This is a genomic window from Roseibium album, assembly GCF_965233825.1.
Classification (GTDB): Bacteria; Pseudomonadota; Alphaproteobacteria; order Rhizobiales; family Stappiaceae; genus Roseibium; species Roseibium album.
Map to the genome: position 1 here is coordinate 2110128 of NZ_OZ247583.1, position 23195 is coordinate 2133322.

20 protein-coding genes and 1 tRNA gene are annotated in these 23195 nt (G+C 55.6%); 13 read left to right on the forward strand and 8 right to left on the reverse strand.

The features are described 5' to 3' along the window. The 4 genes from ACO6TI_RS09870 (at position 1) to fdhF (ending at position 6353) form a co-directional block, all read left to right on the forward strand. Complete coding sequence (locus ACO6TI_RS09870) at positions 1–1146, forward strand: divergent polysaccharide deacetylase family protein (RefSeq protein ID WP_208992842.1); 1146 nt, start codon at positions 1–3, stop codon at positions 1144–1146. A 26-nt stretch (positions 1147–1172) separates the two neighbouring features. Further along, positions 1173–1703, forward strand: a complete 531-nt coding sequence (locus ACO6TI_RS09875; RefSeq protein ID WP_281928416.1) for an RNA pyrophosphohydrolase — start codon at positions 1173–1175, stop codon at positions 1701–1703. 208 nt (positions 1704–1911) lie between these two features. Continuing rightward, positions 1912–3588: an NAD(P)H-dependent oxidoreductase subunit E gene (locus ACO6TI_RS09880; protein ID WP_422384852.1), complete on the forward strand. Its 1677-nt coding sequence runs from the start codon at positions 1912–1914 to the stop codon at positions 3586–3588. After that, positions 3585–6353 (forward strand): formate dehydrogenase subunit alpha, encoded by a 2769-nt coding sequence (fdhF, locus tag ACO6TI_RS09885; RefSeq protein WP_422384853.1) that lies wholly within the window; start codon positions 3585–3587, stop codon positions 6351–6353. The genes ACO6TI_RS09880 and fdhF overlap by 4 nt, the downstream gene beginning before the upstream one ends. Before the next feature lie 58 nt (positions 6354–6411). Here the strand turns inward: fdhF and ACO6TI_RS09890 are convergent, their stop codons facing one another. The 3 genes from ACO6TI_RS09890 to ACO6TI_RS09900 form a co-directional block, all read right to left on the reverse strand. Further along, positions 6412–8517, reverse strand: a complete 2106-nt coding sequence (locus ACO6TI_RS09890) for a hypothetical protein (RefSeq protein ID WP_422384854.1) — start codon at positions 8515–8517, stop codon at positions 6412–6414. Positions 8518–8671: 154 nt separating this feature from the next. After that, positions 8672–9853, reverse strand: a complete 1182-nt coding sequence (gene queG / locus ACO6TI_RS09895) for a tRNA epoxyqueuosine(34) reductase QueG (RefSeq protein ID WP_422384855.1) — start codon at positions 9851–9853, stop codon at positions 8672–8674. Positions 9854–9868: 15 nt separating this feature from the next. Beyond that, positions 9869–10561, reverse strand: coding sequence for a glutathione S-transferase family protein (locus ACO6TI_RS09900; RefSeq protein WP_055119686.1), 693 nt, complete (start codon positions 10559–10561; stop codon positions 9869–9871). A 191-nt stretch (positions 10562–10752) separates the two neighbouring features. Here ACO6TI_RS09900 and ACO6TI_RS09905 point away from each other — a divergent pair, with 191 nt between their 5' ends. Then, positions 10753–11559, forward strand: coding sequence for an undecaprenyl-diphosphate phosphatase (locus tag ACO6TI_RS09905; protein WP_055119688.1), 807 nt, complete (start codon positions 10753–10755; stop codon positions 11557–11559). Here the strand turns inward: ACO6TI_RS09905 and ACO6TI_RS09910 are convergent. Next, positions 11551–12579 carry a helix-turn-helix transcriptional regulator gene (locus ACO6TI_RS09910; RefSeq protein ID WP_055119690.1) on the reverse strand — a complete coding sequence of 343 codons (1029 nt, stop codon included), beginning with the start codon at positions 12577–12579 and terminating at the stop codon, positions 11551–11553. The two genes, ACO6TI_RS09905 and ACO6TI_RS09910, sit on opposite strands and share 9 nt — an antisense overlap. A gap of 148 nt (positions 12580–12727) precedes the next feature. Here ACO6TI_RS09910 and ACO6TI_RS09915 point away from each other — a divergent pair, with 148 nt between their 5' ends. Further along, a complete protein-coding gene (locus ACO6TI_RS09915) occupies positions 12728–12961 on the forward strand; it encodes a DUF1127 domain-containing protein (RefSeq protein ID WP_082442561.1) in 234 nt (77 codons plus the stop codon). Positions 12962–12988: 27 nt separating this feature from the next. On the opposite strand, the gene ACO6TI_RS09920 is transcribed toward ACO6TI_RS09915, so the two are convergent. Both ACO6TI_RS09920 and ACO6TI_RS09925 read right to left on the reverse strand, forming a co-directional pair. Then, positions 12989–14251 (reverse strand): MFS transporter, encoded by a 1263-nt coding sequence (locus ACO6TI_RS09920; protein WP_055119694.1) that lies wholly within the window; start codon positions 14249–14251, stop codon positions 12989–12991. Between the two features lie 112 nt (positions 14252–14363). Further along, entirely contained in the window at positions 14364–15338 is a 975-nt protein-coding gene (locus ACO6TI_RS09925; RefSeq protein WP_104701565.1) for a complex I NDUFA9 subunit family protein, read from the reverse strand. 176 nt (positions 15339–15514) lie between these two features. On the opposite strand from ACO6TI_RS09925, the gene ACO6TI_RS09930 reads away from it, so the two are divergent. From ACO6TI_RS09930 to ACO6TI_RS09955, 6 genes are all read left to right on the forward strand, one after another. Then, positions 15515–15601: transfer RNA gene (locus ACO6TI_RS09930), tRNA-Leu, on the forward strand. 208 nt (positions 15602–15809) lie between these two features. Further along, positions 15810–16994: a tyrosine-type recombinase/integrase gene (locus ACO6TI_RS09935; RefSeq protein ID WP_422384856.1), complete on the forward strand. Its 1185-nt coding sequence runs from the start codon at positions 15810–15812 to the stop codon at positions 16992–16994. 90 nt (positions 16995–17084) lie between these two features. Next, entirely contained in the window at positions 17085–17849 is a 765-nt protein-coding gene (locus ACO6TI_RS09940) for a hypothetical protein (RefSeq protein ID WP_422384857.1), read from the forward strand. An 85-nt stretch (positions 17850–17934) separates the two neighbouring features. Then, on the forward strand, positions 17935–18156 hold the full coding sequence (locus ACO6TI_RS09945) for a helix-turn-helix transcriptional regulator (RefSeq protein ID WP_422384858.1): 222 nt from the start codon (positions 17935–17937) through the stop codon (positions 18154–18156). A 4-nt stretch (positions 18157–18160) separates the two neighbouring features. Beyond that, positions 18161–18580, forward strand: coding sequence for a helix-turn-helix domain-containing protein (locus ACO6TI_RS09950; RefSeq protein WP_422384859.1), 420 nt, complete (start codon positions 18161–18163; stop codon positions 18578–18580). Between the two features lie 65 nt (positions 18581–18645). After that, on the forward strand, positions 18646–19665 hold the full coding sequence (locus tag ACO6TI_RS09955; RefSeq protein ID WP_422384860.1) for a tyrosine-type recombinase/integrase: 1020 nt from the start codon (positions 18646–18648) through the stop codon (positions 19663–19665). Between the two features lie 899 nt (positions 19666–20564). Here ACO6TI_RS09955 and ACO6TI_RS09960 read toward each other — a convergent pair. Together ACO6TI_RS09960 and ACO6TI_RS09965 are read right to left on the reverse strand one after the other, a co-directional pair. Further along, a complete protein-coding gene (locus ACO6TI_RS09960) occupies positions 20565–21029 on the reverse strand; it encodes a hypothetical protein (protein ID WP_422384861.1) in 465 nt (154 codons plus the stop codon). 68 nt (positions 21030–21097) lie between these two features. Then, positions 21098–21622, reverse strand: coding sequence for an invasion associated locus B family protein (locus tag ACO6TI_RS09965; protein WP_422384862.1), 525 nt, complete (start codon positions 21620–21622; stop codon positions 21098–21100). A gap of 305 nt (positions 21623–21927) precedes the next feature. On the opposite strand from ACO6TI_RS09965, the gene ACO6TI_RS09970 reads away from it, so the two are divergent. Next, positions 21928–23190, forward strand: a complete 1263-nt coding sequence (locus tag ACO6TI_RS09970; protein ID WP_422384863.1) for a hypothetical protein — start codon at positions 21928–21930, stop codon at positions 23188–23190. Positions 23191–23195 lie beyond the last annotated feature (5 nt).

Here is a 23195-nt window from a genome sequence, read left to right on the forward strand (position 1 = left end):
ATGTCGAGCGAAGATCTCACAGCTCCCCTAGGAATGGGCAAACGGCGGCTGGTCAGGCTGCCGTTCGGTCTTATCGGTGTCGGACTATTGAGCGTTTTCGTCACGACAACGATGATCTGGCTGGCGGTTGTCGATGATCCCCTGGGCGGTGAGCCGGTTGCCGTCATTCCGCTTGATGCCATGGTGGAAGGCGTGACCTCGCAGGATATCGAGGTTGTTGAAATCCGTCCGGGTCTTGCAGGTGATCTCGGACCGAATCTGAGGCCTGAATCCGGCCGGGATCTGCTTGGACCTCGCTATGAAATGGTCCAGCGTCCCGATGGCAAGGGAACAGGTGAACCTGTTACCAGTCTGTCGGCCAACCCTGATACGAGGGTCAGCGAAAGGTCCGACTACGGTTTTCTTCCGAAAGTCAGTGATGCCGGCGTACGTCCACTGGATGCCTATTCCCGGCCCGTCATTCGTGAATTCTCTTCAATTCCCAAGATCGCGATTATTGTGAATGGAATGGGATTGAGTGAGACCGGGACCCAAAATGCCATCGACCGCATGCCGCCTGAAGTAACTTTCGCGCTTGCTCCCTATGGCGACGACCTTGATCTCTGGATGCAGCAGGCACGTTCAAAGGGGCACGAACTGCTGTTGCAGCTTCCACTGGAACCCTTTGATTTCCCGGACAACGATCCAGGACCTCATACGCTCATGGTTAGCCTGCAACCGAAAGAAATGCTGGACAGGCTGGCATTCTTGCTGACACGGGCAACAAACTACGTGGGTACCATTCCCGACATGGGGGCCCGGTTCACATCCACCAAACCGTCGATGCAATATCTCCTGGAAAAGCTGAAGTCTCGCGGGCTCATGTTCGTCGACAACGGTACGTCATCGCGCAGCCTGTCGGCTGAAACAGCTGGCGATCTGCGCCTTCCCTTCGCTGGAGTTGATGTGGTGCTTGATGAAGTTCCGCGCGAAGACAATATTGACGCGAAACTGTTGCAGCTGGAAGGTATAGCAAGATCCCGTGGCGTGGCCGTTGCATCCGGGTCCGCACTTCCGGTGACCGTACGTCAGCTGGAGAAATGGGTGCAGGACCTGGAGCAACGCGGTCTTCAACTTGTGCCTGTCAGCGGGACCATCGACAGATAGCATTTGAATTTCAGATAGGTGAACAAGTGACAAAGCTTGCGCTCGGACCGGGATTTCCCGAACCTTCCGAAGGGCTGCCGTACCGCCCTTGTGTCGGCATCATGTTGATCAACAGGGATGGCATGGTCTGGATCGGAAGCCGCGATGACGGTGGAAGCTCATCCAACTACGAGTTTTCCTGGCAAATGCCGCAGGGGGGGATCGACAAGGGCGAGAGCCCGGAGCAGGCGGCCCGCAGGGAGCTCTACGAGGAGACATCGGTGAGATCGGTGACACTTCTCGAGGAGGCACCGGAGTGGTTCGCATACGACTATCCCGAAGAAGTCGTTCGGAAGTCCCGAAGGGGCAAGCACCGCGGACAGGCGCAGCGATGGCTGGCATACCGCTTCGATGGTGAGAATGAGGAAATCAACATTCTGGAACCGCCGGAAGGACACAAGGCGGAATTCGGTGCGTGGCGATGGGAACACGCAGACCGTTTGTCGAGCCTGATCGTGCCATTCAAGAGACCGGTTTATGAACGGGTCGTTGATGCGTTCTCTCACCTCACTGCGTGATCTCTCTTTCACGACATCCTCAAAGCGTCAGCATTTGAAGTCCCGTTGTCGTTTTTCAAACAGACAAGGCATAATTCGAACGCTAGCATCCGGCCAAATTGACTGAGAGCTTTGCAACCGTGCGCGGTTCAAGCATTCGGTTAGACACCGGACCATTGCAGGAACACGCGAACAGGCTGCGTGTTCCGGACGTTTAGGAGGAACGCCAATGTCTTTCGGCAAGGGGCTTTCACGAAAGCCGTCCCAGCCAAAAGGGCGTCAGTTGGAAGATGCTGCCCTGAGTGAAGTTCAGGCGCTTTTGGGTGACGAACCCCGTCGCCGCGACTTGCTGATCGAACATCTGCACAAGATCCAGGACGCCTACGGGTGCCTGGAGGCCCGCCACCTCAAGGCGCTGTCGGCCGAGATGCGGATGTCGCAGGTGGAAGTCTATGAAGTCGCAAGCTTCTATCATCACTTCGATATCGTTCGTGAGGATGAGCAAAAGCCGGCACCGTTGACGGTGAGGGTCTGCGACAGCATCACTTGTTCAATCAAGGGTGCGGATGCACTTGCTGCCGCTCTGGAGAATGGCGTCGATCCTGCAAAGGTCAGGATCCAGAAAGTTCCCTGCATTGGACGGTGCGCGGGAGCGCCGTCAGTGCAGGTCGGCAAACGTGCCGTCGACAACGCGAGTGAAATATCCGTTCGTTCGGTTTTGTATGAAGGCGAGAATGCTCCGATCATTCCGGATCACGTAGGGCTGGATCAGTATCGTGCCGAAGGAGGGTACCGGCTGCTCGAACAGGTACGTACAAGTGAACTGGACGCGGCTGCGATTGCAGGCAAGGTCCTTGAGGCAGGCCTACGCGGGCTTGGCGGGGCGGGGTTTCCTACCGGCACAAAGTGGAAGATCGTCAACGATCTGCCCGGGCCGAAATACCTGACCATCAACGGAGACGAAGGCGAACCGGGAACCTTCAAGGATCGCTACCATCTGGAACACGATCCGCACCGCCTGCTGGAAGGCGCGTTGATCGCCGCCCATGCGATTTCCGCCGCCCGGGTCTATCTTTACATGCGCGATGAATATCCGGCAGTTCTGGAAATTCTGGCGAAGGAAATCGAAGCACTGCGGATTTCGGGCATCATCACCGACATCGATATCGAACTGCGCCGTGGAGCCGGGGCCTATATCTGCGGCGAAGAAAGCGCAATGATCGAGTCGATCGAAGGAAAGCGCGGTTTGCCGCGCCACCGTCCACCCTTTATTGCCCAGGTCGGACTCTTTGGGCGCCCGACGCTCAATCACAATGTCGAAACGCTCTTCTGGATTCGAGATATCGTCGAGAAGGGACCGGAGTGGTTCGCGTCTCAAGGCCGTCGGGGTCACAAAGGGTTCCGATCCTTTTCTGTCTCCGGACGTGTGAAGGAACCGGGCGTTAAACTCGCTCCGGCCGGGATTACGATGAACGAACTTCTGGCAGAGTTCTGCGGTGGCATGGAAGATGGCCATACATTCAAGGGCTATCTGCCGGGCGGCGCCTCGGGTGGAATTTTGCCGGCATCGCTTGCCGACGAGCCGCTCGATTTCGGCACACTTGACAGTCACGGCTGCTTTATCGGCAGTCATGCCATCGTCGTTTTTTCCGATCAGGATGACATGCGCGACGTGGCGCTGAACCTGATGCGGTTCTTCAAGCACGAAAGTTGCGGCCAGTGCACGCCGTGCCGATCAGGAACGGAAAAGATGGAACACCTCCTGGCGTCCGGCGACTGGAACAAGGAAAAGATCGCTGATCTCGATGCAGTGATGCGTTCTGCGTCCATCTGCGGTCTTGGCCAGGCGGCAGGCAACCCCGTGGCATCGGTGCTCAAATTTTTCCCGGAGGAATTCGAAAGATGAGCCAGATCACTTTCTCCCTCGACGGCAAGGACGTCACCGCCCAGGAAGGCGAAACCATCTGGCAGATTGCCAAGCGCGAAGGCGTCGCCATTCCGCACCTGTGTCACAAGGATGCACCCGGGTACAGGTCAGACGGCAACTGCCGCGCCTGCATGGTCGATATCGAAGGTGAACGGACACTTGCAGCGTCGTGCATTCGTGAGCCATCGGAAGGCATGGTCGTCAAGACCGCGACCGAACGCGCCTCCAAGGCACGTGAAATGGTGTTTGAACTTCTGGCCGCCGATCAACCGAGCCGGGATGCACACCCGGACCCGGAAAGCGACTTCTGGAAATGGTCCGACACGATCGGTGTGACGCAGAGCCGGTTCGCTCCCTGTGAAAAGCCAGAACAGGACGTTTCCCATCCGGCGATCGCCGTCAACCTGGATGCCTGCATTGCGTGCAACCTGTGTGAACGCGCCTGTCGGGAAGTTCAGGTCAATGATGTGATCGGCATGGCGGACCGTGGTTCCCACACGGCACCGGTCTTCGATCTGGCAGACCCGATGGGGATTTCCACGTGTGTTGCGTGCGGCGAATGCGTTTCCGCGTGTCCGACCGGCGCATTGATGGAAAAAAGCCTTCTGGATGAGACCGGCAAGGTTCGCGAGATCTTCACCGAGGAAACCGTCGACAGTGTCTGCCCCTTCTGTGGTGTCGGATGCCTGACGTCCGTCTCGGTCAAGGATGGCAGGATCGTCAAGGTCGATGGCCGGGATGGTCCGGCCAACGAGAACCGTCTTTGCGTCAAGGGACGGTTTGGCTTCGACTATGTTTCCAGTCCCGAGCGCCTGACCAAACCCTTGATCCGGCGGGACGACGCGCCCAAACGCGGCGACATTTCCATGACGCGGGACAATCACCTCGACTATTTCCGTGAGGCAACCTGGGAAGAAGCGCTGGACAGGGCTGCCGGCGGCCTGACAGCGGCATTCGAGGCCAAGGGTGGCGCAGGTGTTGCCGGCTTTGGATCTGCCAAGGGGTCCAACGAGGAAGCCTATCTTTTCCAGAAACTGATCCGCCAGGGTTTCCAGACCAACAATGTCGACCACTGCACGCGTCTGTGTCATGCCTCTTCTGTGGCAGCCCTCATAGAAGGGATCGGATCGGGTGCCGTGACGGCTCCGTTCAACGCCGCAGAAGATGCCGATTGCATGATCGTTATTGGTGCGCGTCCGGCACAGAACCATCCGGTCGCGGCAACCTATATCAAGCAGGCAGCGAAGAAAGGCGGCAAGCTGATCGTCATGGATCCGCGTGGCCAGGACCTGATGCGGCATGCGGATTACGGCCTGCAGTTCAAGCCGGGCACCGATGTCGCCATGTTGAATGCGATCCTCAACGTGATCATCACCGAGGAGCTCTACGACAGTCAGTACATCGCAGCCCATGTCGACGGCTTCGAGGCCCTGAAGGAAAAAATCAGGGACTTCACACCTGAGGCGATGGAACCCGTCTGCGGCATTGAAGCCCAGACCCTTCGTGAAGTTGCAAGGCTATATGCAACCAGTGCGAAATCGATCATTTTCTGGGGCATGGGCGTGTCCCAGCACGTGCACGGAACCGACAATGTCCGCTGCCTGATAGCCATGGCGCTGACCACCGGTCAGATTGGCCGTCCCGGCACCGGCCTTCATCCGCTTCGCGGACAAAACAATGTCCAGGGGGCATCCGACGCTGGTCTTATCCCGATGTTTTATCCCGACTATCGGGCCGTCGGAAGCGAGGATATCCGAGCCGGTTACGAAGATGCCTGGGGCCGGACGCTTGACCCGGTTCGGGGACTGACGGTTGTCGAGATCATGAACGACATACTCGCCGGTGGCATCGAAGCCATGTTTGTTCAGGGCGAGAACCCGGCCATGTCCGATCCGGACCAGAACCACGCCCGCAAGGCGCTGTCCACGCTGAAGCATCTGGTCGTTCAGGATATCTTCCTGACGGAAACGGCCTGGCATGCGGATGTCATCCTGCCGGCGTCGGCTCATGCGGAAAAGCTTGGCACCTACACCAACACCAACCGTCAGGTCCAGATCGGACGGCCATGTGTTCCGCTGCCCGGAGATGCGCGTGCCGATTGGCAGATCCTCATCGATCTCGCCAACCGCCTGGGTCTGAACTGGACCTATGAAGGTGTTCCGGCAATCTATGAGGAAATGCGTTCGCACATGGCCTCGCTCAATAACATCTCCTGGGAGAGGCTCGAGCGCGACGGAACCGTTACCTATCCGGCCGATACGCCGGACAAGCCGGGCAACGAGATCCTTTTCGGCCATTCCTTCCCGACTGCGGATGGGCGCGGCAAGATTGTGCCGACGGACCTCGTGCCGCCCAGTGAGCTGCCGGATGAGGACTTTCCGCTTGTGCTCACGACAGGACGTCTGCTGGAGCACTGGCACACCGGTGCAATGACCAGGAGAGCCACGGTTCTTGACGCCATTGAACCGGAACCGGTTGTTTCGATGAACCCGCGCAACATCAAGATGTCAGGCCTGGAAATCGGTCAGCAGGTGACGGTCGAAACCCGCCGCGGAGCAATCACCTTGACGCTCCGGGCCGACAGGGATGTCTCGGTCGGAATGATGTTCATCCCGTTCTGCTTCTTCGAAGCACCGGCGAACTTCCTGACCAACCCGCAGCTCGATCCCTTCGGCAAGATCCCGGAGTTCAAGTTCTGTGCCGCGCGCGTAGGACCTGCCGGGCACCAGCAGGCAGCCGAATAACGGACAAACAAAAGGGCGGCCTCTTGAGCCGCCCTTTCAATTCCAAAAACTGTTTCAGTCAGTTCGCTTCAATCTTCACATTCAGGAGATCCGGCAGGGTCTGGGGAGCTGCCATGCTGCCGAGGATCTGCGCCAAAGGTATGGGATTGGCGGGTGAAAGCGTCACTTTCAGTTCCTTCGGGTCATTCAGATATGTCAACACAGCGTCGCTGACCATCTTCGTGAAGGCTTCATTCTGGATCGGTGCTGTCGCCTGTGCCGCCTGTGCAACCAGTGCTTCCCTCAGGACGTTTTCTGGCAGACCTTGTGCTTCGGCAAAGAACTTGAGACCGTTTGCCGTCACGCCTGCGTCCTTGAAGATGATCGACGCGTCAACGAACTGGGCCGAAATCGCGGCCAGCTGACCCTGTCCCTCGGGATCTTCGAACAGGGCTTTGGGAACATTGGCGAACCGCAAGGAGGCCTCAGCCCGGCCAAGACCTTCGATTTCGAGCATCAACCGTTCCAGGCGAAGATCCAGAGTTGCTTCATCCCAGTAAAGCCGGGCTTCGTCTGACCAGACGATTGTTTCGAGACCAAGCGCCTGAAACAGGGCCTGTGCCTCCGGATCGTCGATTGCACTGACAGGAACCCGGATGCCGTCGCTCTTGATGTGCAGACTGGTCGGGATCGGAGGCACGGTCGTCGAAATCGTCATTTCGGCCTTGCCGATTTCGGTCCGCCCGACGTCCGGAATGTTGACATCAAGACCCTCGACCTCATACGCGAATGATCTCGGTATGAACGCGCGAGCAACCTCGAGCGGGTTGTTCTCGCCGTAATTTGGGTCTGCGATCAGCTTGCCGATCATTTCTTCCATTGGTGTGTAGTCGGCAAACTCGATGTTTCCGATCGCGGCCCAGTCCAGCTTGACCGAAGCCCCTTCCGGAAGTTTTGGTGCATCGAGACCGACCAGCATCATTTCACCGATGCCTTCCGACCCGATGTCTGTCATCGCCACTTCCTTGATCTTGACGGCTGACTCCAGTCCGGGGCCGATTGGAATTATTACGGAAATCCCGCTGACCCTGGCATCGCCAATGGCGAAGGACCGGTAGAACTGGAACACGTTCGTGATCAATTCCTCGGGGGAGGGCGCCTGTTTGTTCAGGACCTGATCAAGAAGGCTGAGGACGTTGTTGTCCCGCTTGATCATCGTGACGTTGTCAAGAGTGGCTCGCTCTGCTTCCATTTGCACTGCGAAGCCTTCGGCAACTTCCTGTCTCGATTTGTAATCGACCGCGGACCCGGATCCGATCAGCGTCCATTCTTCGCCGTTTTCAGGAACAGAGGGGTCGAAGAGATTGATAAATCCGTTGAGATCGATGGTGTTGTAGACAGTCTTTCCCTGACTGGTCGTTTGCGCCAGCATCTGTCCGGAGGCCGCATCAAGCGTCCTCATCACCTGCGTCATGCCGTTGATCGAATATTCGTCAACCTTTCCATCCCGTGCTCCTGCAAGGCGATATCCATCTATCTGGACCGTTCCGGAAAGTACCTGCGTGTCCGCGTCACCCTCAGTGGCATAGGCCTCAATGGTAAGGGCTGAATTGTCGACCTTCACCTCGTCATAAGACGTCAGCAAGGCTGCTTTTATGAATGGCAGCCATCGGCTTGCCTTGCGGCTTTCATCTTCCGTCGGCAGATCGGGAAGCACGAACTCGTAGTTGGTTGCGCTCATGCCAGCCAGACGGCCATCCATTTTCAGCCGGCCTTCATCTTCCACTGAACCTTCAATCACGATCTGGGTGTCGTCGGAATAGATCCAGCTGGTCGAGGTGAATTTATTGTTTTCGTGCGTCAGGCCCGTGATGGTGACGGTCCCTGAATTGATGGCGATCGAATAGGAAATATCCGCCAGTTTGGAAGGATCGATGTCGGTCGCGCCGTCATTGCCCGTGACATCCGTTTCTTCCGCCGGGAAGTCCTCGATCTTGCCACTCAGAGAAAACTTGCTGTCCGTTAGCGTGAGAGTGTCACTGCCGGCATCGTAGTCGACCGTTCCGTTTTCAAATTCAAGGCCAAGGTTGTTCAGGCCTTCGACATAGGCATCGAATGCGGCTTTGCCCGTGTCCTGGGCAAATGCAGTACCCGAGAGAAGGACGATCGCGGTGCTGAGTGTCAAAAATCTTGCACGATTTCCGGTCGGATGAGGGTTGGAAGAAGATGCAGGCTTAAAAAACAATGTCTTGGCTCCAAATCGGATGATCAGAATGGACCGTAACCAATCGGTCTGTTCCGATATAGTTGTTACTTGCTGGCCATTCCATGACTATGGCTCATTCTTGTGACGAGGTCGACTCCGGGGCGGACAAACCTCCAGTATTGGCTAACCATTCGGCACGGACGTTTTCATCAGCTTCAGTGTCGAACGTGGTTGCGCTTCGGGCAGAAACGTCTCCCTCGTCTGCAAGCTGCCGAAACGCCCAGACCGCCGCGCCTCTGACAACCGGGTCGGGATCGTTCATCAGCCGGTCTATCTTCGGCAGGAGACCGCGTTGGCCGGAATTTCCGGCCGCAATCAGGACATTCCGCATGAACCGGTTGCGTCCGATCCGTTTCACTGGAGATCCGGTAAAGAATTTCCGGAAATCGGCGTCATCGAGGTCGAGGAGGTCGGCAAGCAATGGGTTGTTCAGGTCTTTGCGGGCAACAAGCTTGATTTCGTTGGCCGCACTCGCGAACTTGTTCCACGGGCAGGCTGCAAGACAGTCATCGCAGCCATAAATCCGGTTTCCCATTGCCTTGCGAAATTCAAGCGGGATCGGGCCTGGGTGTTCGATCGTTAGGTAGGAGATACAACGGCGCGCATCGAGCTGGTAAGGCGCCGGGAAAGCATCCGTAGGACAACTGTCCAGGCAGGCCCTGCACGAACCGCAGTGGTCGGTTTCGCGGCCGCTGGCCGGCAGGTCGAGCGTCGTGAAAATGGAGCCAAGAAAAAACCAGGATCCATGTTCCCTTGAAACAAGGTTCGTGTGTTTCCCCTGCCAGCCAAGACCTGCGGCTTCGCCCAGCGGCTTTTCCATGACCGGCGCCGTATCGACGAAAACCTTGACGTCACCTCCTCCGGCTCTTGAAATCAGAAACGCTGCCAGTTCCTTCAAGCGGCCCTTGATGACGTCGTGGTAGTCCCGGTTGCGTGCATATACGGAAAGACCGCCGGTACCTGCGTCGCTCAGGTGTGCAAGCGGATGATTTTCAGGCGCATCGTCAGGCCCATAGTTCATCGCCAGCATGAGCACCGACCTGACGTCCGGCCACAGGGCACGGGGGGAGGCACGGCGGGTAGCCGTCTCTTTCATCCAGACCATCGTTCCGTGATAGCCGTTGTCCAGATAGGCCTGCAGCCGGTCTGCCGCGCCCGGGATACTGTCGGCGGACGCAATTTTCAGCCCGCAAAAACCGAGGGTTTGCGCCTTGTCTTCAAGAGCGGTCAGGAGCTTTTGGGTTTTCTTGTCCAAGTTCGTCGGCAGCTGTTAAAAGTCGAGATCCGCATATGATGCGGCGGGCGGCATCCCCAGCACCTTTTCGCTCAGAAGCGGACGCATGCCGGGACGCGATTTTACCCGTGCATACCAGCTTTTGACATCTTCTTCGTTGCTCCAGGACACTTCACCCAGATAATCCGCGCAGGAAAGCTCGGCCGCAAGGGCAAAATCGGCAAAGGACAGGCGATCACCCGCCAGCCAGCGGCGCGAGGCAACCAGGTAGCCGAAATACTTGAGATGATGATGAATGTTGGCCCGGGCAACACGAAGGGCCGCGGAGTCCGGTTCGCCGCCGCCCGCGGATTTGGGCATGATCTGCTTGTAGATGCGTTCACGGACGAGATGACCGACGACTTCCTGGTCGAATTTCGTCAGGCTCCACTCGACCAGCCGTCTTGCTTCGGCCCGCGCTTCGGGATGGTCAGGCATCAGGCGACGGTCGGAAAGCGCGTAGCCCCTTGTTTCGTCCAGATACTCCATGATGGGTCCCGGACCGCAGATGGCCGGACCTTCATTTTCAACCAGTACGGGGACAGTCCCTGCCGCGTTCAGCGTCAACAGTTGCTGTGGCCGTTCCCAGGGGTCGACATGCTGTTCTTCAAACGCCGCGCCATACTCGCTCAGGATGAGGCGCACGAACCGGGACGACGGTGAAAAGGGATGATGATAGAGCGTGAGCATGAAAGGGTTTAGAGCCCGAACTGTGGCAAGACTAAGAATTCGAACTCCAGTTTGCCTCATATATGGTTATCAAGGGTTTGACGTTGCCTTGTCGGTCCGGCAAATAGGCAGCGATCAGGTATTTTGCCTGAGTCGTCAATGTTGCCTGTTCAGGCCAGATTTCATCGCGCCTATCGGAGATATGTCATCCAATGGACGGTCAAACGATTGTAAATGCTCTTATTTTAGGAATTGTCGAAGGTCTGACGGAATTTATTCCTGTTTCGTCCACCGGCCACATTTTGCTTCTGGGACACTTTCTGGGCTTCGAAAGCACGGGAAAAACTTTTGAAGTTTTGATCCAACTCGGTGCGATTCTGGCGATTCTGTCGGTTTATTTCGGCAGGCTCTGGAAATTGGCGGTAACGCTCCCGAGCGATGCGACCAGCCGGCGTTTTGTCTTTGGCATTCTGATTGCGTTCCTCCCGGCGGCGGTGATCGGCGTTCTCTTGCACAGCTTCATCAAGGAGGTTCTGTTTGAATCGCCTGCGCTGATTTGCACCACGCTTCTTGTCGGCGGAATAATATTGCTGTGGATTGATCGGTTGCCCTTGCGACCGCGCTACACAAACGTCATGGACTATCCGTTGTCTCTCTGTCTCAAGATCGGGTTCTGCCAGTGTCTGGCCATGGTGCCGGGTGTTTCGCGATCAGGTGCGACGATTGCCGGCGCGTTGCTCATGGGCACCGACAAGCGTTCGGCAGCGGAGTTCTCGTTCTTTCTCGCCATGCCCACCATGGCCGGCGCGTTTGCCTATGACCTCTACAAGAACCGCAACGTGCTCTCGGCTGATGACCTCACGCTTATCGTGATTGGGTTCGTTGCGTCTTTCATTTCCGGTGTCTTTGTGGTCAAGGGCTTGCTGGACTTTGTCTCACGGCATGGTTTCGCACCCTTCGCCTGGTGGCGGATTTTTGTCGGGATAGCGGGATTCGCCGGGCTTTATTTTCTAGGTTGAATTCGTGACCGGACTTCCGGCGCGATAAAGCGCGGTCAACGCGGCATACTCCTCGGAGAGTTCCAGGCGTAGCGCGTCAGGAGACAACAGTTCTGCTCCCGGGCCGAGCCAGCGCACCAGCGGCAGGATACGGGCTCGGTCGGTGCTGGGAATGCTGACAAGGATCTTTCCCTCGCCGGCAGGCGTGAAAACCGCATGGCGATAATACCAGTCCGCGCTCAGTTTCTTCGCCTGCTTGGCCGTGATCAGGATCTTGGCGATTTCCTCTTCCTGTTCCCACCGGCGCATGGCCTGGGAAAGCCATGCACCGCCGAGCATGGTCTTGATGGAAAAGTTCTTGTCGGGCCGGAAGAACAAGCCGCTGATTTCCAGATCGCGCACGCGGTCCGCCCGGTAGACTTTCACCATTTCGGTGTCGACGCAGCGGCCCGCAAGATACCACAGATCCCGGTCGAACATGACGCCATAAGGCTCCACATCGTGCCCCTTGGCCGAATTGCGGGATGGATTGACATGCTCGAACCGGACGCGCTTGCTGTCCAGGATGCCGGACATGAATCCGTCGAGAGCCCGTTGCCAGTCTTCCGTCGGTTCGGCCTTTGTGCCCGAGTGAAAAATGTCGGGCGGTATGGGCTCGATCCCGACGATCCGGTCGGCTTCCTTCAGCAGTCCGTGAACGGACTTCGGCAAAGAGGCAAGCAGCTTCTTTTCGGCCGATGTCAGGTCGTCGGCTAGGGGAACTGTCCTGCTGCTGCGCACAAGTGCCATCGCTGCCAGCAACGCTGCGGTTTCGTTGCGCGTAAGCGCGACGGGAGGCTGCAGATATCCGCTCGCCAACCGGTAGCCTCCTTCTGCTCCGCGCTCTGCATCAACGGGAACGCCGAGAGCAATCAGCCGGTCGATATCCCGGTAGACTGTGCGAAGCGACACCTGGAAGCGTTCGGCAAGCACCGTTGCCGAGACAAGCTTGCCTCCGGTCAGCAGCAGGAGAATGCCGAGCGCGCGTTCAATCGGGTTCATGAAAAATGGCCCTGAGAGGGTTAATCGGAAAAAAATCATATCCCGGGAACAGAACGAGATCAAACCTGACTCACAGCTGTCAGGATTGCCCTGTCATTGTCTCCTTGTCGCCGGCAAACGGCGGACATGATCCCCGAGGAGATGAGAGATGAGCTATGAGATTGACACCGTATTCCGCAGCCGTGCGCAGAGCCGCAGCATTGTGTTCACCGCTCTTCGTATATGTGCCGACGAGCTCCGCAGGTATTTTCGCCGCCGGGCAACTGCCCGTGCCCTTTCTCATCTGAATGAAGAGGAGTTGAAGGACATTGGCCTCATGCGGACCGGACAAGGCTACAGAGAATTGCATCAGAACAGGTATGGCGCAAAGCTCTGGAAATGAACAATTCCGGCGGCTGCCATCGAGATGTCAGCCGCCGGATACGCGCGTTAGCGTCTTGATTTCCGGTTTGTTCCAGGCAAGGAACATGACCACCAGGGCAATGATCGCGGCAGCGATCACACCAAAGAAGGGAATGTCCAGATCGAGGCCGATCAGTTCCCCTCCAAGCAATGAAATGACACCGGCGACCAGTGTGAAGATTGCAATGGTGACGCCCATTACCCAGCCCTGTTCTTCGTCGCCGACAGCTGCTGAATAAAGTCCGAGAAATGTCGGATAGGCGATGCCGAAGACGAAGTAAAAACAGAAAACCGGGATGAAGGTCAGGATTGCGACCGGAGACGCCACAAAGGCACCGGCAGAAACGGCCCATACCACGAAGGTTGTTCCGAGGATGGCTTCCTTGCTGAAACGCTTTTGCGCAGGTACGACCAGAAAAGTGCTCGAAAAGGCAAGCGCGACGCCGATTGTCAGCATCACCATGCTGCCGCCGAAAGTGCCGTAACCGAATTTGCTGGTCAGGTAATTGTCCACGAAAATGTAAAAGGACAGGTTGGCGATGTGGAAGAAGAAGAAGACCACCGTCAACCGCACCACAATCGGATAGTTCTTGATCTGCCACAAAAGCTCGAAAATTTCCGCAGGGCGGAAAACGAACGGTTGCCGTTCCGCGACCTTGTCGTGCTGGTCCTTGAAACAGGTGAGGACCAGGAAGATCGCAATCAAAACCAGTACGAAGCAGGCATAGAAAGGGAGTTTGACACTCGCCACGCTTCCCAGAATGGTTGGGTCGGACAGGATGCCGCCGATGATCGGACCACCGACCAGCCCGAAACTGACACCGGTGATGATATAGCCCATGTTCCTGTTCCGGTCTTCGTCATCGACACTGCCGTCGATCATTGCGGCCTGTGCAATTGGCTGGTTGCCGGCTGTCAGGCCGGTAATGGCACGACCGAGAATGAGCAGTAGAAAGCTGTTGAGATAAAGCGCTGCAATTGTCAGCGCGTAGCCGCCAAGGGCGCCGAAAAGGCATATAAGGATGGCGTTTTTCCGCCCGATCACGTCCGAAAGCTTGGATATGTAGGGTGCTCCGAAAAACCAGCAGAGAAAGAAAATGCCGATGATCAGGCCGTAGTTGAAATGCCGCGTCGCGTCCGTCGTGTCCTTGGCCAGCATCGATGTGCCGGGTTCCATGATCAGGCTGTTGAGGATCGGAAACACCAACCCTTGCCCCAGAAGATCGACAAAGACGACAAAGAGCATTGTTACTTTGGCGAAAAACGACATCAGCTCCCCCTAACCTGAAAGAGCGTATGCGATATCTGCCGATGCGGCAACGTGAGGCCACAACGAAAAAAGGCGGGTGAACCCCGCCTTTGACTTCAGATCAAAGCTGAAATCAGACGGCGCGATGCGCGTCGTACTGTCCGTGCTCGCGGAAGCGCTCCAGGTAGGTCGGCAAAATGCTTGCCAGATTTGCCGGGTCGATGCCGATACCTTCCAGGGTACGGCCTTCTGACTTCGCGGTGTCGGAAACGACATTGTCAGTCTTGAGCAATTCCACCTGGTCCGCCGTGAGCGGCGCACCGGGAAGCAGCTGCATGACTTTTCCCATAGCACTGGCAACAGGGAACGGGATCGGCAGCAGCGCGCGCGAGCGCCGCGTGATCTCGAGCATCTCTTCCAGGCAATCCCTGAAGCTTTTGATTTCTGGGCCGCCGAGTTCGTAGATCCCTCCGGACTGGAGTTGACCGTCTACGGCCTGTGCGACGGCTTGGGCGACATCGCACACATAGACCGGCTGAAACTTGGTGACGCCGCCACCGATCAGCGGAAGGGCCGGGGAGAACCGGGCCATTTCGGCGAACTGGTTGAAGAAATCATCTTCCGGACCGAACACGATCGAAGGGCGCAGGATGACGCTGTCGGCCAACGTTTCCAGAACACCGGCTTCGCCGGCGGCTTTGGTGCGTGCATAAGCCGAACTGCTGTCGCTGTTCGCCCCGATTGCCGAAACGTGGGTGATTGCGGAAAGTCCTGCCCCGCGCGCGGCTTCGGCGATAGCCCTGGGCCCGAAGCCCTGAACGGCATCGAATGTCTGGCTTCCGGTCGGTGCCAGGATGCCGACGGCATTGACAACGGCATCCGCGCCGATGATCGCGCGGTCGACCGACCAGCGAAAGCGCAGATTTGCCTGAACCGGCATGATCTGTCCGGGCGCGCCGAGCGGCTGCAGATGTGTTGCCAGATCCGGACGCCGAACCGCGGCTCGAACGCAGTACCCGCGCCGTGCGAGTGCCTGAACGATATGACGGCCAAGAAAGCCTGATCCGCCGAAGACCGTGACGAGTTTGCCATTAAGTGGTGTGGACATCCTGCAATGCCTTCTGTCGCATCCTGAATGGGGCGGGCAAGAGAAGAAACCGCGCTCCTTACGAAGTTACTTAGACCTTTGTGCGCCGGGTGTGAAGGGCTCCTTGTGAATGATCAAAAAAAGTCGCACTTGCCGATTGACAAGCAGGGGTCCGGCCCTTACAAGCCGCCCTCACAGCCCAGGTGGCGGAACTGGTAGACGCGCTAGCTTCAGGTGCTAGTGCCCTTATGGGCGTGGAGGTTCGAGTCCTCTCCTGGGCACCAAATTCCGATTTCAGACAGTCCGATACGGTCTGGCATCCTCAAAAAAGCTTCGGTTTTCCGGGGCTTTTTTTGTTTCTACTATCCGGTGTTGTCCAGCGGGATGTGTTGGTATCCGGCGCATTTGTTGGTATATTTGTTGGCAATTTTCCTCGAACGGACCGCAGTCGTTGGTACTTGAAGCCGCGATTGTTGGTATGAGGTGCCAAATATGCCTTTGACTGATCGGCAAATCCGCAGTTTCAAGACACCTGAGAAGCCCAAAAAAGTGAGTGATGGTGGGGGGTTACATCTGTTGTTGACTGCGAACGGTTCGCGGCTCTGGCGGTTCTCTTACAGGTTTGCGGGCACTCAGCGGACGTTGGCATTGGGAGCCTATCCGCATGTAACCTTGGCTATTGCCCGTCAAAGGCGAGATGTAGCGAAGGGTCAGCTCGCTGCAGGTATTGATCCCTCTCAGCAGCAGAAGGTTGAAAAAGCCGAAGCGAAGGCTGCCCATGGAAACACCTTTGGGGCGATTGCCGATGAGCTGCTGAAAAAGGAAGCTCGTGAGGGCAGGGCCAAAACGACGCTCGACAAGAAACAGTGGGTGCTCAGCCTCGCTCGACCGGCTCTTGAGCGCCGGCCTATCAAGGATATCACCGCGTCCGAAATTCTCGCCGTGTTGCGCAAAGTGGAAGCGCAAGGCAATTACGAAACCGCACGAAGGCTCAGGGCTACGGTCGGGCAGGTGTTCCGGTTTGCCATTGCCACCACTCGCGCAGAAAACGACCCGACGTTCGGTCTCAGAGGCGCTTTGACAGCCCCCAAGGTAGTGCACAGGGCGGCGATCACGGACTGGCAACGCCTGTCGGGCCTCATTCGATGCATCTGGGGATACGAGGGCGCTTACGAGACTCGCGCCGCGCTCAAGCTGATGGCTCTACTCTATCCGCGACCCGGGGAACTGAGGTTGGCCGAATGGTTTGAATTTGATCTGGAAAAGGCAATATGGACGATTCCGGCCCCGAGAACGAAGATGCGCAGGGAACACAGAAAGCCACTGTCAGGTGCCGCTGTCGAAATCTTGCAGGGCTTGCATCAACTAACCGGTAATCGGCCTCTCGTCTTCCCGTCCGTTTCCTCCCCAAAGCGTCCGATCAGCGAAAACACCTTGAACGCCTCGCTGCGCCGCATGGGTTTCACGAAGGAGGAAATGACCTCGCATGGCTTTCGGGCGACGGCGTCTACTTTGCTCAACGAAAGCGGCAAATGGAATCCGGATGCTATCGAGGCAGAGTTAGGTCATGTTGGCGCGGACGAAGTGCGACGGGCCTATCATCGAGCTGCCTATTGGGAGGAGCGCGAGAAAATGGCAGGGTGGTGGTCTGGTGAAATCGAACAACTGCTCAAGTAAGTTTTCCAGCAGGGTCTGTAACTGAGGTGAAGTTTGCGGAAAAGACGACTTGTTTCAAAGGCAGATTTGACTTCTGATCATGAGAAGCTTTTGTACGAAGCCCACTTCCGATTGGTTGAAGATACGCGCGATTTTCCGAAAGATCTTGTTCCGGAATACGGATCTAAATGGTGGCTGCCTATTGATGAGGTAATCAAGAAAATCGCTTCTCGTAATAGACCTCCGAAATTACGCCCTAAAACGGAGAACAGTCGATACGCATTGTTGATTTGGCGAGTTTTCGGCCCGTATGGCTTGGCCAGAAGTCACATTGAAATGGCTTTCTCAGCTGTGGCCACTCTTACGCCAGAACGTAGAGAGATGGAGATTGAGGAAGCGCAGCGGTTTCTCGAGAATTGCGAAGAATTACGCCGCGCCCTTGCAGAATTTTCCACCATCGAAATTCAGTCGTTTGTTTATTTTAATTCTATCATGCGCAATTTATCAAAAGAAGAATTTGGCTTTCGTATGAGATTTACTTACGATTTTTTTGATTGCCTTGCAAATCTCGATTCTTATCTCGATCACTTTGAAAGGTGGTCGGGAGAACGCTATGATGAAATCTCTCCTCCGCAAGGCGGTAAACCGAAATCGGAGTGGCGACACGAGTTTGTGTTTCGTATGTCTCATCTCTGGTTTCTGTTGACCGGCGACAATGCCCCATCAGGCCCGAATACAATTTTTATGGAATTTCTTGAAGCGGCATGGGCATGTGGCGGAGATGACATGCCTGATGTTGCCTGGGAGGCTACAGTCCGGGCGGTAAACTCCCGGCGGCAAGACAAGGATGATGTAACTACGGGCTCATACGACTAGGTTTCGACATCCCGAATCGCGGGCACTCCAAATATTTGTTCCGTTACCAGCCGGGGTTGTCCGGTATAGACCAGGTAACGCGACCATGAATACAGCATCACCAACTTCCGACGGCCTTCCATCCACTGGATTTCTACGATTGAAATCCATTATCGCGCCTAACGGCCCCATTCCCGTCAGCAAGTCTACGTGGTGGGCAGGGGTAAAAGACGGGCGCTTTCCCAAGCCCGTGAAGCTCGGCGAACGCATCACCGTTTGGCGGGTGGAGGACATCAGAGTGTTAATCCAGATTGGTGCAAGGGAATAAACCCATGCGCAAGTCCAAACCAACGTCCCGAATGGTGGGAAAGCACAGGCTATATACGTATGACGAGCTGTCGCGTGCCTTGGGTGTCCACAAACGAACGATCCGGCAATGGGTAAAGACCAAGGGATTGCCGGTCATCGATGATCAACGCCCTCATTTGCTTGAGGGAATGGCGGTTAAGGTATTTCTCGATGAGCGCGATGCCGAACGCAAGCGGCCTTGCCCGCCTGGACATATCTATTGTTTCAAATGCAAAGCCCCACGCCGTCCAGCGTTCAATGCTCTGGATTTCAGGCCGTCGGATATCGGTGCGGGATCTATTTCCGGACTCTGCGAGGTGTGCTCAACTGTGATGAAACAACGTATTGGTGAAGAAAAGCTCGCGCGCAATTGGCCGGATGCTGAGGTGAAGGTCATAAGGTGAGTGAGGACACTATTAGGACGCCCCAATCCCTGCTTAATCCGCCGCTTCAGGAAAGGAGTTGAACCATGGTGAAAACCAACATGGAAAATGCGCGTTTGAAGAAACGCCATGCTGATTATCTCATCCATGCAAGACGCTTGTGCGACACATCGGTGGATCAAGCGCTTGCGGCGATCAATCGCTTTGAAACGTTCAACAAGGGGCGGTCGTTCAAAGCCTTCCATATCGAACATGCTAAAGCCTTCAAGATTCATTTGATGGAGAAGGCAGTGAATGAGCGTAGCGGAAAACCTCTTTCACTCTCCACCACACGCGGCATATTGAAAGCCGTCAAAGCCTTCTTTCTCTGGCTTGCGGATCAACAGGGGTTTCGCGCGTCAGTCTCTTATTCGGACTGCGACTACTTCAACTTGGGCCGAAAGGAAGACTCTCAGGCCCAGCGCTCAAAGCCGAAGGAGCATCCATCGGTTGCCCAAGTCATCCATGTGCTGGATCAGATGCCACGCGATACGGATATTCAAAAGCGGGACCAGGCTCTGATCGCCTTGGCCGCGCTGACCGGCATTCGGATCAGCGCCCTTATCTCGCTCCGCCTCAAACATGTGAACGTTGCGCAAGGCTATGTGTTTCAGGACGCACGGGAAGTTGACACAAAATTTGCCAAGACGATGCAAACGACGTTCTTTCCAATTGGTGACGGCATCAAAGACATCGTTCTGGATTGGATCGATTTCCTCAAAACAGAACGCTTGGCCGGTCCAACGGAGCCGTTGTTTCCGAAGTCCAAAACTGAAGCGGTGCCCGGCCGAGGTTTTCAAACGGTGGGACTTGACCGGCAGGCTTGGTCATCCGATGGCCCGGCGCGCGAAATAATCAAGAAAGCGTTTGCCGACGTCGGGCTTCCTGCCTTTGGTCCTCACAGCTTTCGACACATGCTCGCGCACCACGCTGTGGAGCTGAATTTGCCAGCGCAACAAATGCTTGCTTGGTCTCGCAATCTCGGTCACGAAAACCTTGCCACGACCTTGAGCTGTTACGCCAAGACGGATGCCCAGCGAACGGCGGATATATTGAGAGAGATTTGAGCACCAAGCGTGAACCGCCTATGGCGGTGCGTTCTTCGAAAAGATCGCGTTTTCACGCTCATAGCTTCCGCAAACACTAGCGCAGATCGGCGAACATACCTGCCGTAAGCCAGAAGAGTTCAAGGCCTGAAGCCAGAACCTGTTCATGAGAAGGTTCTGACGACCTTCACCAGCTACGACGAGGTTACCAGCCACAGGCAGGCGGAGATGTCGAATGAGTTACGTCTGTCTGAAGGTCAGCAAGAATTCGGCGCCGACGTGCCGGATGCGGCCACTGTCGCTAAGGTTTTGCAGCATTTGTCGATACGAAATCGTAAATGAGGAGTGGAAGGACCCAAGAGGCGCATGTCTTATTGAGCGGGTTAGAGACATTTGCTGCGGTGTGTACGACCGTCTGCAACGGCGCGGGTCAACCCCTTTTCCCTCCAGTTAAAACAGGTTCAATCAATTCAAAAACAATCTACTTTTTGATTGTCAGGTCAGTTTGCGCTCTTCTAAATTCAGACCAACCGAGCCCCTGTTGCTATTTCCCGCCTTGGGTCTTTGCCAAAATCGTGTAACTGGCTTTTGTGTAGCAATTTGAAGTCCCCTTGGCACGTCCAGACGGCGTCTCGCGATGGCGATAAGTTCTTGCTCTGGAAGATCGGCGTGATTTGCTCCTTAACAAGCTGATCTTGTCGGATGCTTCCAATGTGTTCTGCGAAGTGGCCACGCTGCCCAAGTTCTAAGACCCGGCCGTCGTCACGCCTGCATCAATCATATCCGTCAACAACTTGGCGTGTCGGCGCGTCAAACCGCTCGTGTAAGCCACGCTTAATGATGGCACCCAACCCTGCACAAATGAACGCTTCACAAAGGAGCCCCGGGGCCCTTTGGATGCCCTTTGAAACTTGCAATACCTAATCCGGTGATGGAACGTTCGTGTTGTTGATCACGTGCAAGTAAACGATGTCTGTTGGCTTCCTAAAGAAGCTTTTTAACACGTTGTTCGCTTCTTGGCATTTCTCTTGTATCCCTATGCATCCTCGCGTTCCTATTTTACTACCGCCGGTGATGCCGTCTGGATGGATTCGTAACAAGTTTCTGTTCGTGGCAAATAGAGGATCTAGATTAACACTGAAGCCGACGCCATCACGTTTCATGGCAGCTTCATTTCTTACTCTGAACGTGTGAGCAATGTAGTAACCTACAGGAATAGGATCGTACTTACCTTTTATGCCGCTACAAGCACGCCAATACTTTGTGCGATGGGGCACAATTAGATAACCGTTCTCAAATATCAAATCTACGCGAAGAGCTTTTCCGCGACGTTGTATCGTCTCTTTAAAGTCGTTCCAAGAGTGATCTTTTTCCCATCTAGCCATGTCACCTTGCCCTCAAAAAAGTCTCAATACACAAGAGTTGTCAGTGGCAGTAGATACAAAATAGGGCATTACTTTAAGCCACTCAGCTTTCTGAATGCCGCGGTGAATCCCTTTAGTGAAATCGGGAAGGTAAGGTTGTTCCGAGGGCTGTACTGCGTCACAGTCACATTCATTACATTCCCGGCTTTCATCGATGCCAAAAGCGAAGAAGACAGGGGCATGGCTGCGGCCAATCCCGTTGAATCGCTGGTCTGGAAAGGTAGTGTTGTCGTTTCACCCCCATCGACCTGCACCTTAACGCCGTCGACCAGATAAAAGCCGTGCGCCAGATTGATAAGCATGGCGTTTTCATTGTTCGATTTCAGGGCCTGAACGGATACCGTCATGATCGGTTGCCGCGACTTTGCGCTGCTGATCCTTTGAGACACCTGGCAGGTGAGGTCGGTGCTCTGGCCGGAAGAGCTACAACTGATGATCCAGGCCAGGTTCGGCTCCTTCTGCTTGACTTCATCAGCTGCCTGACCTTCTTGCGCATAAACCGGGGCATTGCAGGCCATCATGCAAAGCGTAAGAACAAAAAAATGGCGCACCATACGTCGACTCCACATAGACATTCAAAATTTTGAAACTATAAGCTGAGCTACCACGGCGAAATGATTGCAGCTAAACACTTCAATTGAGCACGACTGTAAGTCATTGCAAATATTTCATTTTTTGTTTCCCTAGCGTGAGCTGTAGCAACCAGCTTTACAACCTTTAACATTTTGTTTAAATTTTCTCAAATTTCGCACGAGGCGGAGGGGTGGCCTTGGTTCGAGTTATTTTTGTTTTTATTGCTGTTTTTTTTGCCGCTTCAACAAGTTCATGGTCTCAGCAGGACGAGTCTCGGCAGGAGGTAGTGCAGAGCAATTTCAATGCTGCTCTCAGAACAGTATTGGAGCAGCCTGGCAACTCTGCCGCGTCGTTTAATCTTGTTCAGGCAGCCGTCGCGGCGGGCGACTTGAGAATTGCGATTTCGGCTCTTGAGCGGATACTTCTGCTCAATCCTGAACTGGACAACATCCGCTTTGAACTCGGATTTCTATACATTCGTGCAGGATTGCCGGAAGTCGGCGTCCCAATGGTTGAAAAGGCACTTGCGTCGGGAGATGTGCCGGAAGAGGTCAGGGCTCGTGGAGAAACCCTGGTGCGTGCAACCAACGACGCGCAGAAGCGTTTCAGGATCACGGGACGGGCGTTTGGCGGCATTGCTTACGACAGCAACGCGAATGCAGCTGCCGAAAGTGCCCTCGTCGAGATCCTTGGCCCCAACAATACCCCCGTCTTGGCGACCCTGATCGACCCCAACTCGATTGCCGAAGACGATTTTTCCGCCGTTACAACTGCAAATCTTCGCGTCGAGTATGACCTGGGGTTCCAGTCAGGGCACACAATTTTCGCGGATGCTGGCTATTACGGGAAACACTTTTTCGAACGCGGGGATATCAATTTGGATGTCATTTCGCTGGGGCTCGGCACCAACATCTTTTTCGGCAAGGGCGGGGGGCTGCCTGTGACGGTTTCTCCCTCCCTGACCTACGACCACGTCATCGAGGGCAGCGACAACTACCTTAATTCCTACAAGGCTCGACTGGCCGTCACCACCCAGTTCAATCGCCGGCTCGCAGGTGGACTGAACCTGTTCGCGGGCTATGACGACTTTCTCGAGAGTGCCGAAAATCCGATTCTCGACAGCCGCGACGCGGGCGTTTACGGCGGCGGGGCATATGTTACCTACCTGTTCACGCCGACATTGCGTGGATTCATTTCGGCGGACGCCGAGCGGTTCGATGCCAATGTTGGCTACGAGGCCTACTCTCAGGCCGGCGCCCGGGTCGGCCTCGCCAAGCTTTTCAAGAATATTGTTTTCCCAGAAGCACCGGTCATCAGGCTGTCCGGCTATGTCGGTTTTCGGCACAGGTTCTACGACACGCCGGATCCGGTCATTTCACTTGAGGATCGCGAGGACAACCGCACCGATTTGGGTCTTTCGGTTGAGCTTCCGATCCACACCAACGTTGCATTGCAGTTCGATGTCTACGGCACCCGTAACCAGTCGAACTACGACATTAATGAATTCGAAAATTTGGGCAGTTCGGGAGGACTGGTCATCAAATTCTAGTTTTG

What these genes read in the sequence shown, in the direction of transcription:
- ACO6TI_RS09955 (WP_422384860.1), top strand. Translation starts at nt 18,646, where the DNA reads ATGGTGAAAACCAACATGGAAAATGCGCGTTTGAAGAAACGCCATGCT.
- ACO6TI_RS09880 (WP_422384852.1), top strand. Translation starts at nt 1,912, where the DNA reads ATGTCTTTCGGCAAGGGGCTTTCACGAAAGCCGTCCCAGCCAAAAGGG.
- ACO6TI_RS09870 (WP_208992842.1), top strand. Translation starts at nt 1, where the DNA reads ATGTCGAGCGAAGATCTCACAGCTCCCCTAGGAATGGGCAAACGGCGG.
- ACO6TI_RS09935 (WP_422384856.1), top strand. Translation starts at nt 15,810, where the DNA reads ATGCCTTTGACTGATCGGCAAATCCGCAGTTTCAAGACACCTGAGAAG.
- fdhF (WP_422384853.1), top strand. Translation starts at nt 3,585, where the DNA reads ATGAGCCAGATCACTTTCTCCCTCGACGGCAAGGACGTCACCGCCCAG.
- ACO6TI_RS09945 (WP_422384858.1), top strand. Translation starts at nt 17,935, where the DNA reads ATGAATACAGCATCACCAACTTCCGACGGCCTTCCATCCACTGGATTT.
- ACO6TI_RS09915 (WP_082442561.1), top strand. Translation starts at nt 12,728, where the DNA reads ATGAGCTATGAGATTGACACCGTATTCCGCAGCCGTGCGCAGAGCCGC.
- ACO6TI_RS09900 (WP_055119686.1), bottom strand. Translation starts at nt 10,561, where the DNA reads ATGCTCACGCTCTATCATCATCCCTTTTCACCGTCGTCCCGGTTCGTG.
- ACO6TI_RS09925 (WP_104701565.1), bottom strand. Translation starts at nt 15,338, where the DNA reads ATGTCCACACCACTTAATGGCAAACTCGTCACGGTCTTCGGCGGATCA.
- ACO6TI_RS09920 (WP_055119694.1), bottom strand. Translation starts at nt 14,251, where the DNA reads ATGTCGTTTTTCGCCAAAGTAACAATGCTCTTTGTCGTCTTTGTCGAT.
- ACO6TI_RS09965 (WP_422384862.1), bottom strand. Translation starts at nt 21,622, where the DNA reads ATGGTGCGCCATTTTTTTGTTCTTACGCTTTGCATGATGGCCTGCAAT.
- ACO6TI_RS09910 (WP_055119690.1), bottom strand. Translation starts at nt 12,579, where the DNA reads ATGAACCCGATTGAACGCGCGCTCGGCATTCTCCTGCTGCTGACCGGA.
- ACO6TI_RS09950 (WP_422384859.1), top strand. Translation starts at nt 18,161, where the DNA reads ATGCGCAAGTCCAAACCAACGTCCCGAATGGTGGGAAAGCACAGGCTA.
- ACO6TI_RS09960 (WP_422384861.1), bottom strand. Translation starts at nt 21,029, where the DNA reads ATGGCTAGATGGGAAAAAGATCACTCTTGGAACGACTTTAAAGAGACG.
- ACO6TI_RS09905 (WP_055119688.1), top strand. Translation starts at nt 10,753, where the DNA reads ATGGACGGTCAAACGATTGTAAATGCTCTTATTTTAGGAATTGTCGAA.